Source organism: Sphingobacterium siyangense (assembly GCF_023277505.1).
GTDB lineage: Bacteria > Bacteroidota > Bacteroidia > Sphingobacteriales > Sphingobacteriaceae > Sphingobacterium > Sphingobacterium siyangense.
Genome location: NZ_CP080574.1, coordinates 5,331,308 through 5,347,454, shown reverse-complemented (window position 1 = coordinate 5,347,454; position 16,147 = coordinate 5,331,308). Strand labels below are relative to the sequence as shown.

Annotated in this window: 14 protein-coding genes; 5 read left to right on the top strand and 9 right to left on the bottom strand. The window is 38.6% G+C overall.

The window, feature by feature from the left end; translation table 11 throughout:
- Positions 1–29: 29 nt before the first annotated feature.
- Positions 30–629, top strand: a complete 600-nt coding sequence (locus K2F45_RS22530) for a hypothetical protein (RefSeq protein ID WP_075994010.1) — start codon at positions 30–32, stop codon at positions 627–629.
- Here K2F45_RS22530 and K2F45_RS22525 read toward each other — a convergent pair.
- Entirely contained in the window at positions 626–1,408 is a 783-nt protein-coding gene (locus tag K2F45_RS22525) for a Cof-type HAD-IIB family hydrolase (protein WP_075994009.1), read from the bottom strand. The two genes, K2F45_RS22530 and K2F45_RS22525, sit on opposite strands and share 4 nt — an antisense overlap.
- A gap of 649 nt (positions 1,409–2,057) precedes the next feature.
- On the opposite strand from K2F45_RS22525, the gene dnaE reads away from it, so the two are divergent.
- Both dnaE and trxA read left to right on the top strand, forming a co-directional pair.
- On the top strand, positions 2,058–6,476 hold the full coding sequence (gene dnaE, locus K2F45_RS22520) for a DNA polymerase III subunit alpha (RefSeq protein ID WP_075994008.1): 4,419 nt from the start codon (positions 2,058–2,060) through the stop codon (positions 6,474–6,476).
- Between the two features lie 124 nt (positions 6,477–6,600).
- Positions 6,601–6,921 carry a thioredoxin gene (trxA, locus tag K2F45_RS22515; RefSeq protein WP_046671752.1) on the top strand — a complete coding sequence of 107 codons (321 nt, stop codon included), beginning with the start codon at positions 6,601–6,603 and terminating at the stop codon, positions 6,919–6,921.
- Between the two features lie 548 nt (positions 6,922–7,469).
- Here the strand turns inward: trxA and rplI are convergent.
- From rplI to K2F45_RS22480, 7 genes are all read right to left on the bottom strand, one after another.
- Positions 7,470–7,913, bottom strand: a complete 444-nt coding sequence (gene rplI, locus K2F45_RS22510) for a 50S ribosomal protein L9 (protein ID WP_046671751.1) — start codon at positions 7,911–7,913, stop codon at positions 7,470–7,472.
- 15 nt (positions 7,914–7,928) lie between these two features.
- A complete protein-coding gene (gene rpsR / locus K2F45_RS22505) occupies positions 7,929–8,192 on the bottom strand; it encodes a 30S ribosomal protein S18 (RefSeq protein ID WP_028071347.1) in 264 nt (87 codons plus the stop codon).
- Positions 8,192–8,560, bottom strand: coding sequence for a 30S ribosomal protein S6 (gene rpsF / locus K2F45_RS22500; RefSeq protein WP_046671750.1), 369 nt, complete (start codon positions 8,558–8,560; stop codon positions 8,192–8,194). Before rpsF ends, rpsR begins: the two co-directional genes overlap by 1 nt.
- A gap of 147 nt (positions 8,561–8,707) precedes the next feature.
- Entirely contained in the window at positions 8,708–9,586 is an 879-nt protein-coding gene (gene dapA, locus K2F45_RS22495; protein WP_075994006.1) for a 4-hydroxy-tetrahydrodipicolinate synthase, read from the bottom strand.
- A gap of 37 nt (positions 9,587–9,623) precedes the next feature.
- Entirely contained in the window at positions 9,624–11,648 is a 2,025-nt protein-coding gene (ligA, locus tag K2F45_RS22490) for an NAD-dependent DNA ligase LigA (protein ID WP_075994005.1), read from the bottom strand.
- A gap of 119 nt (positions 11,649–11,767) precedes the next feature.
- Positions 11,768–12,799: a glycosyltransferase family 2 protein gene (locus K2F45_RS22485; protein ID WP_075994004.1), complete on the bottom strand. Its 1,032-nt coding sequence runs from the start codon at positions 12,797–12,799 to the stop codon at positions 11,768–11,770.
- Positions 12,796–13,662, bottom strand: a complete 867-nt coding sequence (locus tag K2F45_RS22480) for a lysophospholipid acyltransferase family protein (RefSeq protein WP_075994003.1) — start codon at positions 13,660–13,662, stop codon at positions 12,796–12,798. Before K2F45_RS22480 ends, K2F45_RS22485 begins: the two co-directional genes overlap by 4 nt.
- A gap of 87 nt (positions 13,663–13,749) precedes the next feature.
- Between K2F45_RS22480 and K2F45_RS22475 the strand changes: the two genes are divergently transcribed.
- Both K2F45_RS22475 and K2F45_RS22470 read left to right on the top strand, forming a co-directional pair.
- Positions 13,750–14,361, top strand: coding sequence for a WbqC family protein (locus tag K2F45_RS22475; protein WP_075994002.1), 612 nt, complete (start codon positions 13,750–13,752; stop codon positions 14,359–14,361).
- Positions 14,362–14,425: 64 nt separating this feature from the next.
- Positions 14,426–15,112, top strand: a complete 687-nt coding sequence (locus K2F45_RS22470) for a hypothetical protein (protein WP_075994001.1) — start codon at positions 14,426–14,428, stop codon at positions 15,110–15,112.
- Between the two features lie 5 nt (positions 15,113–15,117).
- Here the strand turns inward: K2F45_RS22470 and K2F45_RS22465 are convergent, their stop codons facing one another.
- Entirely contained in the window at positions 15,118–16,119 is a 1,002-nt protein-coding gene (locus tag K2F45_RS22465) for a YihY/virulence factor BrkB family protein (protein WP_075994000.1), read from the bottom strand.
- Positions 16,120–16,147: the final 28 nt, after the last annotated feature.

The following is a 16,147-nucleotide window of genomic DNA, read 5'->3' as shown; positions in this document are numbered from 1 at the left end:
TGTGTTTCTAATCTAAAGCAATTTAAGAAATGTCCAGTATAATCAATCGGTTTTTGGGTAAAAAGAGTGTAAGAAATGAAGAGCTTTTGGCACTGGCGGATAGGTTGTCTTTTAGGAACAGTCAGCTGGACAGTTTTTTGATAGGGCATTTTATACAACGTGACAAAATAGATCCAGTGGACTATTTTGTTTTTCAAGAGCAGTTGCTTAAGCTTCATGTTGACCGATTTGAGGTTATGCAGGTAGAGCTGGACTTGTTGAACCAATATTTGCAGTTGGCCGAACATTTTCTTCCAGCAGGTTTTTCAGTCAAATGGGAAAATAAGCTACAGTCTCAGGGTGAAATTATGTTGCCGCCGCTCATTCTTTTTCCTGTGGTACAGCATGCTGTTGAAAATGGTTATAATACGATGTCTTCTCATCCAGTTCGGATTCGCTTATCGGGCTCATCAAAGCTGATTATGCTGGAAGTTAGCTATCGCGTGAACCATTATCTGGAAAGTCAGTTTAGCAGCACATTGATACGTGATTTTCGACAGCGATTGGACTATCTTTTTCCGGAAAAACATAATTTGCTGATGAATAGCAACAGCAATACTTCTCGAATTACGTTAACTATCCAACTTTAGATGATATTGAAGTGTTTTAAGGCATTCCAGATGCCATTTTCATCAACGCTGTCCGTTATATAATCTGCAATTTCCTTTACCTCGGGATTGGCATTACCCATAGCAATTCCAATATGGGTGTGCGCTAGCATGGTAATATCATTTCCGCCGTCGCCAAATGACATGGTTTCTTCCAAAGTGAAGTTGAAATGATCTAAAAAAACATCTATTCCAATTTTTTTGCTTTGTCCCATCGGATTGACATCAGCAAAAATGGGCGTCCATCTCGAAGCAACCGAATTTGGCATTACATTTTCCATGAATTCAGCTTCTTCTTCAGGATTGATGAAAACATTGACCTGCATAACTGAGTCAAGATCAAAATCCTTTTCGTAATCCCGAACTGGTGGGGTGGGGACATTGACCTGTTCGTACATTCGTTGTACCTCCGGTGTAACCTGGTTCAAGGAAATTTCTTTTTCAGACATGAATGAAAAAGTCAGGTCTTCACGCTTTTTAGCATAATCCAATAAGGAGCGAATGTCTTTTTGAGGAATGTTATTTTTATAAATGACTTCCTGTTCCTTCGTGACGCAATACCCGCCATTGAAGGTGATATATCCATCAAAATCGAGGTAACGAATATGCCCCAGCTGATTGTAGGACCTTCCTGTTGAAACAAATACCTTGATGTTTTTTTCTTTTAATAATTGAAATGCTTGTTGAGTAGATTCGGGAACTTGATGTGTTTTGAAACTTAGCAAAGTTCCATCGATGTCAAAAAAGATAGCTTTAATCATGGATTTTTGGGTCAAAATCAAATATACTAAATACTTGGGATAGTGTAACTATTACAATATTAAATCTGCGGTGTTTTATCTCCCATAGGGTTATCTGGTTTTTAATGGAAGTGTGTATAAACATATCTGAATAGAAGGCAACAGGTCTATTCATGGTTTGTTGCGATTTTTGATGAAAATTTTTACCACACTTGGTGGAGATAAGTAAATGTCAATCGCAAGGTTAAGAGAAAATAAAATCGGAAATACAAGGGGATTAATAGGAACATTATAGGTATTCATCCGAATAAGGTCCGAATGAGGTCCCTATAAAGTCCCTCTGAAGTACGTGTTAAAAAAACTGTTAATTTGAAGTTGGTATACTGTTGGATCTTTTGATATACATGATAAAAAAGAGCTCGAGGGCTTGATGATTTGGCCTGATATTGACTTTTTCGATGCAAATAAAAAGAGAAAGATAAAGGAGTTTATGATGCTGTTTCTTGTTAAAGCGAAACAACTGCAAGATATCGTGTAACGCCAGATTTTCTTTAGTGGATTTTCGCAAAAATCTGACACAATCTTCTCTAATAATTTCGTAAATTTCAAGTTCAAAAAAATGTAAATTGTCTTGCATTTAATGTATTGTATTAAAGAGGGTTAGAATTTTATGTATATTATTTTCGATACGGAAACGACGGGTTTGCCTAAGCGTTGGGACGCACCAATTACCGATACGGACAATTGGCCTCGCTGTATTCAATTGGCTTGGCAGATTCATGATGAGATGGGAAATTTGGTCGAACATCACGATTTCTTGATTAAGCCAGATGGATTTGATATACCCTATGACTCTGAAAAAATACACGGCATATCGACTGCATTGGCAGAAGAGCAGGGGTTGCCGCTTCAGGAGGTCCTAGAGAAATTCAATGTGGCATTGAATAAAGCCAAGTTTGTTGTTGGACAGAATATTGGTTTTGATTTGAATATCATGGGCTGTGAATTTTACCGTTATGGTGTTGTGTCCAATATGGCTAATATGCCTGTATTGGATACCTGTACGGAAGTAACAGCTGAACTCCTGAAAATTCCGGGCGGTCGCGGTGGACGTTTTAAATTACCTAATTTGACCGAGCTGCATTCCTATTTATTTGGGGTGCCGTTTGCTGAGGCACATAATGCAACAGCCGACGTTGAGGCAACAACACGTTGTTTTCTGGAGCTTGTCAGAAGAGAGGTATTCACTGCCGAAGAACTTCAGGTCGATACGGGCTACTTTGTCGATTTTAAAACCAACAATCCGGGGCCTATACCTACTGTTGGACTGAAACATATCAACCTAAAAGCAGCTTCTGATGAAATTAGAAAACGGTCTCAGCCAGATGAAGTCAAGGTTGTCGTTGATGCGGACGCGTTAGCAGCTTTAAAGGATGCCAAATTTGCCCATTTACATAACCACTCTCAGTTTTCGATCCTGCAGTCGACGATGTCGTACGATAAGTTAGTTTCGGCAGCGGTCAAGGATAATATGCCTGCTGTTGCGTTAACGGATCACGGAAATATGATGGGGGCTTTTGAGTTTGTTTCTCGTGTTATAGGCCATAACAAAGAAGTTGAAGCACAAAATGCGGAGGCAGTTGAGAATGGAGAGGAGCCTACTGGTCAGCTTTTAAAGCCAATTGTTGGTTGTGAGTTTTTTGTTTGTGAAAACCACAAAGATAAGTCCAGGAAGGATAATGGTTATCAGATTGTGTTATTGGCGAAAAATAAACGCGGGTACCATAATCTGGCTAAACTGGCTTCTTTTGCTTATACGTCAGGGTTCTATTATGTGCCGCGGATTGATAAAGATCTTATTCTTCAATACAAGGAAGATGTTATTGCTCTGTCAGGTAACTTACAGGGCGAGGTGCCGAATAAAATACTGAATATTGGTGAGAGCCAGGCCGAAGAAGCTTTGCTGTGGTGGAAAGAACAATTTGGGGATGATTTTTACCTGGAATTGATGCGTCATGGTCAGGAAGATGAGGATCGTGTGAACCAAACCTTGCTGAAGTTTTCCCGTAAATATAAGGTTAAAGTTGTTGCGACCAATAATACGTATTATGAGAAGAAAGGCGATGCGCATGCACATGATATTTTGCTGTGTGTAAAGGATGGTGAGAAACTCTCAACGCCAAAAGGTAGAGGACGAGGGTTCCGTTTTGGTTTACCGAATCAGGAGTATTATTTCAAGTCTTCGGATGAAATGAAAGCTTTATTTAAAGATTTGCCCGAAGCGATTCTAAATATTCAGGAGATTGTCGATAAGGTAGAGATATTTAAGTTAAACCGGGATGTCCTTTTACCTAAATTTGATATACCCGAAGAATTTCAGGTGGAAGCCGACCTTGAAGATGGTGGAAAACGTGGTGAAAATAAATACCTGGCTCATCTCTGTTATGTGGGGGCTGAGAAGCGTTATGAGGAAATAACAGATGATATTCGCGAACGTCTTGACTTTGAGTTGGCTACCATCGAGAAAACGGGGTATCCAGGGTACTTTTTGATTGTTCAAGATTTTATTGCGGCAGCCCGAGATATGGGAGTTTCCGTGGGGCCAGGACGGGGATCTGCTGCTGGTTCGGCGGTAGCCTATTGTTTGGGAATTACCAATATCGATCCGATTAAATATGACTTGCTTTTTGAGCGTTTCTTGAATCCCGACCGTGTGTCAATGCCCGATATCGATATCGATTTTGATGACGAGGGGCGTGGTCGTGTCATGCAATATGTAATCAATAAATATGGAGCTAGTCAGGTTGCCCAGATTATTACCTATGGTACAATGGCAGCGAAGTCATCCATCAAAGATACAGCGCGTGTATTAGACTTACCTTTGGGTGATGCCAATGAGATTGCCAAGCTGATTCCGAATCTTAAATTATCCAAGATTTTTACTTTAGATGATGCTGGCTTAAAGGAAAAGCTGAGAACTGAGGAAATTGAAGCTGTTAATCGGTTGAAATCTATTGCTGATGGTGCTGGATTGGAGGCTGAAACGATCAGACAGGCCCGGGTTTTGGAGGGTTCTGTCCGAAATACAGGTATCCATGCCTGTGGTGTTATCATTACGCCAGACGATATTACTAATTTCGTTCCTGTTTCTTTGGCAAAAGACTCAGATCTTTATGTGACGCAGTTCGATAACCACGTTGTTGAAAGTGCAGGTTTGCTGAAAATGGACTTTTTGGGTTTAAAGACACTGACACTGATTAAAGATACAGTCGAAAATGTCAAATTAAGCCATGGTATCGTGCTGGATCCGGATCAATTTCCGATCGACGATGAGCTTACTTATGAGCTCTTTCAACGGGGAGAGACCATCGGGGTGTTTCAGTATGAATCTCCTGGAATGCAGAAATACATGCGAGACCTTAAGCCGACAGTATTTGCCGATTTGATTGCGATGAATGCACTTTATCGCCCGGGTCCAATAGAGTATATTCCAAGTTTTATTAAGCGTAAGCATGGTATAGATCCTATTGTTTACGATTTGGATGCCTGCGAGGAATATTTGAAAGAAACGTATGGAATTACGGTATACCAGGAGCAGGTAATGCTTTTGTCTCAAAAGTTAGCTGGATTTTCGAAAGGTGATGCCGACGTTTTGCGTAAGGCCATGGGTAAGAAGCAAAAGGCAGTACTGGATAAGATGAAGCCTAAGTTTGTGTCGCAGGCAGAGGAGAAAGGACATAATGCAAAAGTTTTGGAAAAGATCTGGACCGACTGGGAAGCTTTTGCAAGTTATGCATTTAATAAATCCCATTCTACCTGTTATGCTTGGGTTGCTTATCAAACAGCCTATTTGAAAGCACATTTTCCAGCGGAATATATGGCTGCGGTACTTTCTAACAATATGAATGACATCAAGCAGGTGACATTCTTTATGGAGGAATGTAAGCGCATGGGGCTAGAGGTACTTGGTCCTGATGTGAATGAATCCTATTATAAGTTTACAGTAAATGAGTCCGGCGCTATTCGTTTTGGAATAGGTGCAGTTAAAGGTGTCGGGGCAGGAGCAGTAGATGCTATCGTGCAAACTCGACAATCAGGATTGTATAAATCTGTTTTCGATATGGCCAAACGGATTGATCTTCGTGCGGTCAACAAGAAAGCTTTCGAGAGTCTGGCTTATGCTGGTGGTTTTGATAGTTTTGAGAACACGCACCGTGCACAATATTTCCATTCGGATGAAAATTCAACAGGAATGGAAAAGGCGATACGATTTGGCCAGCGCTTTAAAGAAAATGAAAGTTCGGCCCAGGCGAGTTTGTTTGGTGTAGGTGGAGCAGCAGAATTGCCGGAACCTGTTTTGGCACCATGTCCGCAATGGGGATTGATTGAAAAGCTTAAATATGAAAAAGATGTTATCGGTATTTATTTGACCAGTCACCCCTTAGATACATACCGGTTTGAGATTGAGCATTTTTGTCAGAATTCGGTTTCAGATTTGGCATTGATCAATAAAGTTAAAGCGGCAGAGGTCGATGAAGAGACTTTGCTTGAGTTTAATCGAATCAAGAATAAAGAATTGGTGATTGGTGGCATTATCGCATCGGCAAACCATCGATTGACGAAGACTGGTAAGCCTTTTGCGTCGTTTATCATAGAAGATTATAGTGATTCTTATGATATGGCAGTTTTTGGCGAAGAATACGTCAAATTGAAGGGGTATTTGCAAGAAGGCTATTTTGTGCAATTACGAGGTTTGGTACAGGAACGTTTCAGACAGGTTGGAAATTGGGGCTTTGAGCTGCGTAGTGTACAGTTACTTTCGGATCTTCGTGAGAAGATGGCGAAGAGTTTTACGATCAATATTCCTTTACCTAAGTTGAATGAAGCATTTCTTGACGGAATCAAAGATATACTGGCGCAAAATGAGATTGAGGGGGTTGTGCCAAATTGTCAATTAAAGTTTAAAATTTGGGATCCCCAAGATGAAATATCTGTCGAAATGCCAGCTAAAAGTCTGAAAATAAACCTAACAAATGAATTTTTGGAATGTATAGATAAGTTTGAAGGGATAAATTACCGATTGAATTAGTTTGGATTGGAATTTGTGTAATTAAGATTACAAATACATTGGTAGTTGTTACTATCTTTGTTTATTGATTTTAGCAATTAAATAGTATTAAAGATATAACTTCGGTTTATAAAATTAAAAGATTATGGCATTAGAAATTACAGATAGCAACTTTGAAGAAGTTGTCTTAAAAGCAGACAAACCAGTATTAATTGATTTTTGGGCAGAGTGGTGTGGTCCTTGCCGTATGGTAGGTCCTGTGGTTGAAGAACTGGCTAAGGATTATGAAGGTAAAGCTGTTGTAGGAAAAGTAAATGTGGATGAAAATCCAGAGATTTCTGTTCGTTATGGCATTCGTAATATTCCAGCTCTATTGTTCTTTAAAAATGGAGAAATTGTTGATAAACAAATTGGAGCCGTTCCAAAATCAGTATTGAACGAGAAATTAGAAAAACAATTAGCATAACTTAGCTAAATAATAATAAAAAGCCTGAAATATTATCTTTCAGGCTTTTTTTGTTTTTAAAACCCCATTTTTTTTTGATTTTATTTCAAACTTTAGTTGTTTTATGTCTATATTTTGTTTGTTTTGCGTATTGTTTGTGTTTATTTTGCTACTTTAATAGTGTAATGTGCTGTATTTTTAGTGTTTTAGTGTTTTTAGTGTGATTTTGTTGTTGTTTTTTGTGTATTTATATTTATTTTTTGATAAAAAATCAATTTTATTTGCAAAAACAAATATTTTTTACTTCTTTTGAGTATTGAAATTGGTTTTCGAAAAGAATTTGTTTCGATTTTTTGATTTTGATGTTATTTTTTTTGACTCGATGATTTAGGAGTTGTTTTTTTTGAAAAAAATAGAAATTGACAAAGATTTTCCCTTTCAAATACCCTAGATTATGCCTCGCGTTGCTCTCCGTAACGCGAGTTTTTTTTGGGGCTAAAGTATGGGTAAAAACAAAAGCGGCTATCCTTTCGGATAGCCGCTTTTTATTATTTACTAAATAAACTGAATTATTCAGCAATTACTTCGAAAGGAACTTGAACTTTCACTTCTTTGTGTAAGTTTAAGTTTGCGATGTATTCACCTAGTTCTTTAGGTTCTACTTCGAAAGTGATACGACGACGATCTACATCAAAACCTTTTGCTTTCAACGCATCAGCAATTTGAATGCTGTTTACTTTACCAAAGATTTTACCAGATTCACCTGCTTTAGCACCGATTGAAAGTTTGATAGCTTCCAATTTACCAGCTAATTCAGTAGCGTCTTTTTTGATTTTTTCTTGTTTGAACTGAGCTTGTTTGATGTTCTCAGCTAAAACTTTCTTTGCAGATTCAGTCGCTTGGATAGCAAATCCTTGCGGGATTAAGTAGTTACGACCGAAACCTGGCTTTACATTAACGATATCGTTTTGCTCACCTAAGCCTTTGATATCTTGTTTTAAAATTACTTCCATTTTCTATCGTCCTCCTTATTTAATTGCATCAGCTAAGTAAGGTAATAAGCCGATGTGACGAGCACGTTTAACAGCTTGAGCTACTTTACGTTGAAATTTCAAAGATGTACCAGTTAAACGACGAGGTAAGATTTTACCTTGATCATTTACAAATTTCATCAAGAAGTTAGCATCTTTATAATCGATATATTTGATACCATTCTTTTTGAAACGACAGTATTTTTTACGGTTGTCCTCTACTTTAGGAGCAGTTACGTATTGGATATTTTCGTTAGCCATTAGTTTGCGCCCTCCTCAGTTTTAGTTTCAGCTTTTTTGTTGAATGCACCGCTACGTTTTTTCTCGTTGTATGCTTTAGCATGTTTGTCTAAGCTTACAGTCAAGAAACGCATAATGCGCTCATCACGTTTGTATTCAACCTCTAATTTATTGATTAATTCACCTGGAGCCTTGAATTCAGTTAAGTGATAAAATCCAGTAGTTTTTTTCTGGATTGGATACGCTAATTTTTTCAAACCCCAATTGTCTTCAGCGACAATCTCGGCTCCGCCTTCTGTTAAGATGTTTTTGAATTTTGCGATTACTTCTTTCGCAGCATCATCAGAAAGCAACGGGGTAAGAACGATTACAGATTCGTACTGTTGCATTGTGTTAATTAATTTTGTTATTTAAAATTCCACTTTTGTGGAAGTGCAAAGGTAGTTATTATATTGTTATGTTGCAAAGCTTTGAAATAAAAAAGTTTAGATCCTTTGGAGGGATCTAAACTTTTCTCAACCGAACTAGGCTATATTTTAGTTCAATTTCTTTAATTCTTCTTTGATAGCTGCCTGTATTTTCTCGCTAACAGGGACTAAAGGAAGTCGTAATTGATCTTTTCCGATCCCCAATTCTTGTAGAATATATTTTACACCAGCAGGGTTTCCTTCAATAAAACACAGATCTGTAATGTTAAGGAGTTCATTATGGATCGATCTAGCTTCCGCATAATTGCCTTCAGCGCATAACTTAGCTAATGTGGCGACCTTTTTCGGTAATGCGTTTCCGATCACTGAAATGATACCAGCAGCTCCAAGAGACATCATCGGCAAGGTAACCGGATCATCTCCGGAGATCAATAGAAATCCTGTAGGTTTATCCCGTAGAATTTCGCTGAATTGTGCAAAATTTCCAGAAGCTTCTTTGATGGCTACGATATTGGAAAAACCATTGGCCAGTCGTAATGTTGTCTGTGCTGTTATATTGCTGCCCGTACGCCCAGGCACATTGTATAAAATAACCGGAAGTGGAGAGGCGTTTGAAACAGCCTTGTAATGCTGGTAAATGCCTTCTTGTGTTGGTTTGTTATAATAAGGAGATACGGATAAAATTGCACAGAAGCCTGTTGGATCAAAGTTTTTAATTTGTTCCACAATTTCGGCCGTATTATTACCACCAATTCCAGCAACCAAAGGAAGTCTACCGTTCACGCGCTTGACAGTAAAATCCCAGATACGCTTTCGTTCATCATTGGTTAAAGTGGCAACTTCTCCAGTTGTACCTAAAGAAACCAAATAATCCATACCTTCGTTGATTTGCAAGTCAATTAGCTGACCTAATGCTTCGAAATCAACAGATTCATCTGAGTTAAAAGGAGTGACTAATGCTACTCCTGCGCCGTGAAGCTCGTTCATCTTGTTTTTGTATTTATATAAATTTAATTAAAAAAACTTACTTGGGATTAATGAGTTCAAATAGTTCTTGATCATTAATCATCGGGATACCTAATTTTTCTGCTTTCGCTAGTTTGGACGGTCCCATTTTATCTCCCGCTACGAGGTAGCTTAATTTGGCAGAAATGGAAGATAACATCTTTCCGCCATTGCTTTCAATTACTGCTGCTAGCTCTTCACGTGAATGGTCTGCAAATACACCGGAAATCAGGAAGGTTTTCCCTTCAAGTGAATTGCTCGCAAGGATGATCTCCTTTTCCTCAATTTCGAAATTTAAGCCATAATTTCTCAGTGCAACAATCTGTTGTTGATGAATTGGATTGTCTAAGTATTCTTTGACACTCTCCGCAATACGGCGTCCAATATCTTGTACTCCTTCGATTTCCTCTGTCGAGGCTTGCGCGAGTGCATCAATATTTTTGAAATGCTGAGCTAATTTTTTTGCAATCGTCTCGCCGACATGACGTATTCCAAGCGAAAATAAGACTTTTTCAAAAGGTTTTTCTTTGGATTTTTCGATGCCGTTGAGCATGTTATCGATTGATTTTTGACCGAAACGTTCCAGTTGTTGCAGGTCATCTTGATGGTCTTTTAGGCCATAGATGTCAACGATATTGCGTAACAAACCTTTCTTGAAGAAAGTATCCACGGTCTCGTCTCCCATTCCCTCGATGTCCATCATTTTTCGTCCGATAAAATGCTGCATTTTGCCAACAATTTGTGGCGGGCATCCAGTTTCATTAGGGCAGTAGTGTACGGCTTCGCCTTCTTGCCGTATGAGTACTGTGTCGCATTCCGGACAAGATGTGGGGTAGACAAAACTTGTTGATCCTGCTAATCTTTTCTCGAGGTTTACCCCAATTATTTTAGGTATAATTTCGCCCCCTTTTTCTACAAAGACAGTGTCATCTTCGTGTAGGTCGAGACGTGCGATTTCATTTGCATTGTGTAGGGAAGCGCGTTTTACCGTTGTGCCTGCCAGTTGTACAGGTTGAAGATTGGCAACAGGTGTAACAGCGCCGGTGCGTCCAACTTGATAACTAATCGAGTTTAGTGTGGTTTCTACACGCTCTGCTTTGAATTTATAGGATATTGCCCAACGTGGATTTTTGGCAGTAAAGCCAAGTTCCTCCTGCTGTGCGTAATCATTTACTTTAATAACAATTCCATCAATTTCATAACCTAGGTTATGACGTTCGACATCCCAGTAGTCAATAAATGCAAAAACATCGGTTAACGTGCTGCATTTTCTGCTATGCTCGCTGACGTGAAATCCCCAGTCTTTGACATGGTTTAAGCTATTCCAATGGTCGTGAAATAGATTTGTTCTGTTGTCGCAGTACAAAAAGTAAAGGAAACAGTCCAATGGGCGTTTTGCAACTTCAGCAGAATCTTGGAGTTTGATGGTTCCAGAAGCGAAATTTCTTGGGTTGGCATAAGTTTGCTCCTCATTATCGGCTCGTTCCTTATTCAGGCGGAGAAAAGCTGATTTGTGCATAAATATTTCACCTCGTATTTCGAATTGATCTGGATAATCTCCTTCTTTGAGTTTGATCGGGATAGAACGAATGGTTTTAACATTGTTTGTGACAACATCGCCTTGTGTACCATCACCGCGCGTAACGGCTTTACTTAGTAGGCCATTTTCATAAGTCAAGCTGATGGATAAACCGTCAAATTTTAATTCACAAACATATTCGAACTGATCGCCGATGATTTTGCGGATTCGCTGGTCGAAGTCAAGTAACTCCTCCTGATTGTATGTGTTGCCCAATGAAAGCATTGGCCAGCGGTGCTTTTCCGTTTGAAATCGGGAGGTAATGTCTCCACCAACACGCTGTGTAGGGGAGTTGGGGTCGGCAAAGTTGGGATATTGAGCTTCCAGCGCTTCGAGTTCCTTTAATTTAAGGTCGAAGTCGTAGTCCGAAATAACACTGTTCGCCAATACATAGTATTGATAGTTATAATGGTTGAGCTCTGCCGTTAAGTCTTTTATCTTTTTTTCAATATCCATCACCAACATTTTGCAAAATTACAAATAAAAAGTACGTTTAAATAAAATAAATAAAGAATCTTGTCGTAATGACTGCTTTATTTTGAAAATGCGTTTTTCTGCATTTTATGTTACAGGGAAATAATACGCTATTTGAAATCCTCTGGATTTAGCTGAGAAAATTTATGTTTGTTATTTGTGTAAAAATCAATGATAATCGATTTTGTGTACTGTCCTTTTGTATTTTCTTTCACCTTGTATTTTTTTCGTTTTTTAGCATTTTTGAAAATATTCAAGAAGAAATACTGATGTGCACGACTGATTGCCCAGGCATCCTTGGGTTTCCTGTCGATCAGAAACTTAGCAAGGGCTGCAAGGTCAAACCAAAGCCTGATGAAAATAATCCATATTGCTTTGCCTAGCGGCAGGTTTTTTTGCAGCATGACCATGTTATTCCTAAAATTGAGGTAAGTCTTTTTGGGATTACTTGCATTGAGGGTTCCCCCACCAACATGATAAACAATAGATTTAGGACAATAGCCTATGCCATAGCCCATTTTCTTTAATCGCCAACATAGATCGATTTCCTCCATATGAGCAAAGAAATCTTCGTCAAGGCCATCTGCCTCTTTCCAGGCGTCAGAGCGAATAAAAAGTGCCGCTCCAGATGCCCAGAAAATCTCGGATTCATTATCGTACTGTCCCGCATCATCTTCTACTTCATGTAGGATTCTACCTTTACAGAAAGGAAAGCCAAAGTAATCCAGATACCCACCGGCCGCTCCGGCATGTTCGAACTTCTGCTTGTCATGAAATGAACGTATTTTGGGCTGTGCTGCTGCCAGGGAAGGGTTTCTTTCCAAGTATTCAATCACTGGCTCAATCCAGTTTTGGCTCACTTCAACATCCGAATTGAGAAGTACATAGTAATCAGCATCTACACGCTGCAGTATTTTGTTATAACCTCCCGCGAAGCCATAGTTTTTGTCATTTTCAAGGATAGTAATCGTCGGATAGTACTGTTTCACAAATGAAATTGAATCATCATCGGAGGCATTGTCTCCAATGACAAATTCGACATTCGGATACGAACTGTTATATACGGATGGTAAAAATTTTTCCAGGAAAAATCGGCCATTCCAATTGAGGATAACGACAGCTACTTTTGGTAATTTACTCATTTTCTACGTTTTCTTTTCCAGCGATTATGTGACCATAACCAATATTCTGGGTTTTCACGAATAAGCTGTTCAGCAAATTGATTGTGTATATCGGTAATTTCATGTTCTCCAAAGCCACTTGGATCTTCGATTAAAGTAACGAATTTACAGAAATATTGCCCTCTTTTGGGCTTTCTTCCGATATAGCAATAGACCACAGGCGCTTTACTTATTCTAGAAAGTCTTTCGGCTCCTGTATAGACCAATGTTTCCTGATTTAGCCAATTAATAAAATAATCGGAATCCGAATACAGCGGTGTTTGATCGGCAACGAGTATACTGATATTGGGCTGGCCTTTCAACTTTACGATATGGCGGAGTATTTGTTTCATTGGTACCATTTCGGCGCCAAATCTTCCACGCATATCATTGTATACGGTATCAATATCTTTGTTATTGAGTGGTTTGTATACAATCAGCGTAGGAAAGTTTGTAATTAAGCTCAAACGGTGAATACCCAGCTCCCAATTGGCATAATGTGAGGTCACCCCGATTACGTTTTTGCCCGCTTCGAGGTGTTTCGTCAATTCTTCTACATTATCCAAAGTCATCTTTTTCTTGACTTCCTCAGCCGTAATCGTTTTCAATTTGATCGATTCGACAAGAAGATCCGGGAAAAAACGATAAAACTTTTTGGCAATCACCAGACGTTCTTTATCCGTTTTTTCTGGAAAAGCATTCTTTAAGTTCTGAAATACAATATTCTTCCTATATCCAATAATATAGTAGAGTATGTAATAAAGCCCATCGGAGATCAAATATAGAAACCAATAGGGGAGAAGAGATATGATATAGATTAATGCGTTTAACGCTTTTTGTTTCATGCTATAGCTAAAATTCCCAGTGTTCTTTACAAATATCCTTAATTTAAGTTATTTTTGCGTCACTTATAACAAAAATCATCAGTTTTTATGGAATCGCAGTTATTACTTCCGGCATGTTATCTTCCACCAATATCCTATTTTCATACGATACATGAGCATAATCTTCCTTTGGTCATCGAGAAATATGAGCATTTTCAAAAGCAGAGTTATCGTACGCGAGCACGCATTGCTTCAGCAAATGGTGTGCAGGATTTGATCGTACCCATTCAACATGGCAATAAAGAACGTGTTCCTATGAAAGATATTCGGATAAGCTATGAGTTTGACTGGCAGCGTTTACATTGGCTAAGTATTCAGACAGCTTACCGTAGCTCTGCATATTTTGAATATTATGAAGATGATTTTATACGGTTCTATAAGGAAAAGTTTGCGTATTTGGTAGACTTTAATGTTGCTCAGTTAGAACTCATTCTAAAATCGATCAAACTTAAACGAGCAATAGGGTTTACAGAAGAGTATGTTGCTGCGCCTTCGGAAATGATCGATTTCCGTAACCTGATTCATCCTAAAAAAGAAAGTGTATTGCGTGATCCAAAAGAATATTATCAGGTTTTTTCTGATAAAAATGGCTTTTATCCCGATTTAAGCATTATTGATTTGCTATTCAATCAAGGACCACAATCAAAAAGTTACCTGTAGCCTGACGGTTTTTTTGAACAAAATGCGTTTAATATTGTTGTTATTCAATATTGAACGCATTTAAATGAAACATTTCTTTTTTACTTTTCTTCTTTTTTCTTTGTGTTGGACTTTCGCGCGGGCTCAGGGCGGTGTTGATACGATACATTATCGAAAAGTTTACTATTGGGGTACAACGGGAATGGGCTTTCCGATCGGAAAAACCAAAGATATACTTTCGCCAAAGTTTTCTGGTAGTATTGGTTTGGATATCTCCCTGAAAAATCCAATGTTTTTCGTATCCCCCACACTTTATACACTTTCATTCAAGTATAAGCAGCGATTGGTCGATCCGAATTTTGAGTATCGTATCGAAGATGCAAATACCAATTTCTATACCCTTTCATTTTCGGGGGGCATTAGGAAGCAGATGCGATTATTGAATATCTATGGTTTTGTAGGTCCCGGTGTAGGATTGACGAGTGAGCCAAGGGCGAATGTACTCGCAGACCAAAAGCTTATTAAGATGGAAAATAAAAATCACCTGAATTTCTCCAGCAAAATAGGTGCTGGGGCAGATTATAAATTTAACGGTTTCTTTTTAGGGCTTGAGCTTGGTTATCTCCATAATTTTAGGAAGATTCAGGACACTCCTGTGAATATTTTTACCGTCATGGTTGGATTAAAATCCGATATTACACAAATTGGGGATAAAGTCATCAATGTCATTGGTATCGATGGTTCCATTAGTGGTAAAAAAGAGAAAAAATAGATGACTTATTTTAAGACCTGAATAGTGTCTCCAACATGTGCTTCGGCGTCGCTGCCTGTTTTTTTTACTTTTTCCGTTTGTTCAATCGCTACTGCAAATGCGGACGGAATAATGCCTGCGCCAAATTTAATTGCATAAAATTTCGTGAATTCTGCGCCAAAGTACAATATCGCAGCCGAATAGTAAATCCATAATAACATGACAATGATAGATCCTGCGGCTCCGTAAAAGCTTGCTGTGGAGGAAAGGTTCAGATAGATTGAAATGCCGTACCTGCCTAACATAAAGAGTAAGCCTGTAAAGATAGCTCCGCCAAGCATGTCCCTGAATTTTACTTTAGCATCCGGAAGGAAGGAAAAGATAAAGCCAAATAAAATGACAATGACCGAAAATGTGATACCCGTATTGACCCACGAAATGAGTGCAATCGGAATAAAAGGAAAATAAGTCATGACTAAATTGGTCACGGCAACAATAACTCCGTTGATCATGAGTGAGGCAATTAGCAAAAAACCAAGGGCAATCACGATGGAAAAAGAAATCAGCCTGTTGATGATTAATTTTAGCCATCCCTTTTTTGGTTTCGGTTTTACTTTCCAGATATTGTTTATTGAGTCCTGTATATCAACGAATAAGGTTGTGGAGGATAGAATCAATGTAACGATACCAATCGTGATCCCCATATTAGATTTATTCTCGAAAGTTATTTTTTGAAGATAGGACTGGATCTGTGTGGTTACATCCTGACCAAAAAGAACCATGACTTCCTCCAGCACCTGATCCTGCGCTGAAGATCCACTTTGAAGATGTTCTCCATAGAAAAATCCGATACACCAGATAACAATCATAAGAAGTGGGCCGATGGAGAAGACGGTATAATAAGCCAATGAAGCACTCTTCTTCATACATTTGTCATCATTGAATCCATTAAAGGCATCAACTAAGACATGCCAAACGTTTTTCCAGTAGGCGAGTGTAAATAAATCTCGTAATGTAACGTGCTTCATAATAAGATGATCAGCTCCAATAATCGTG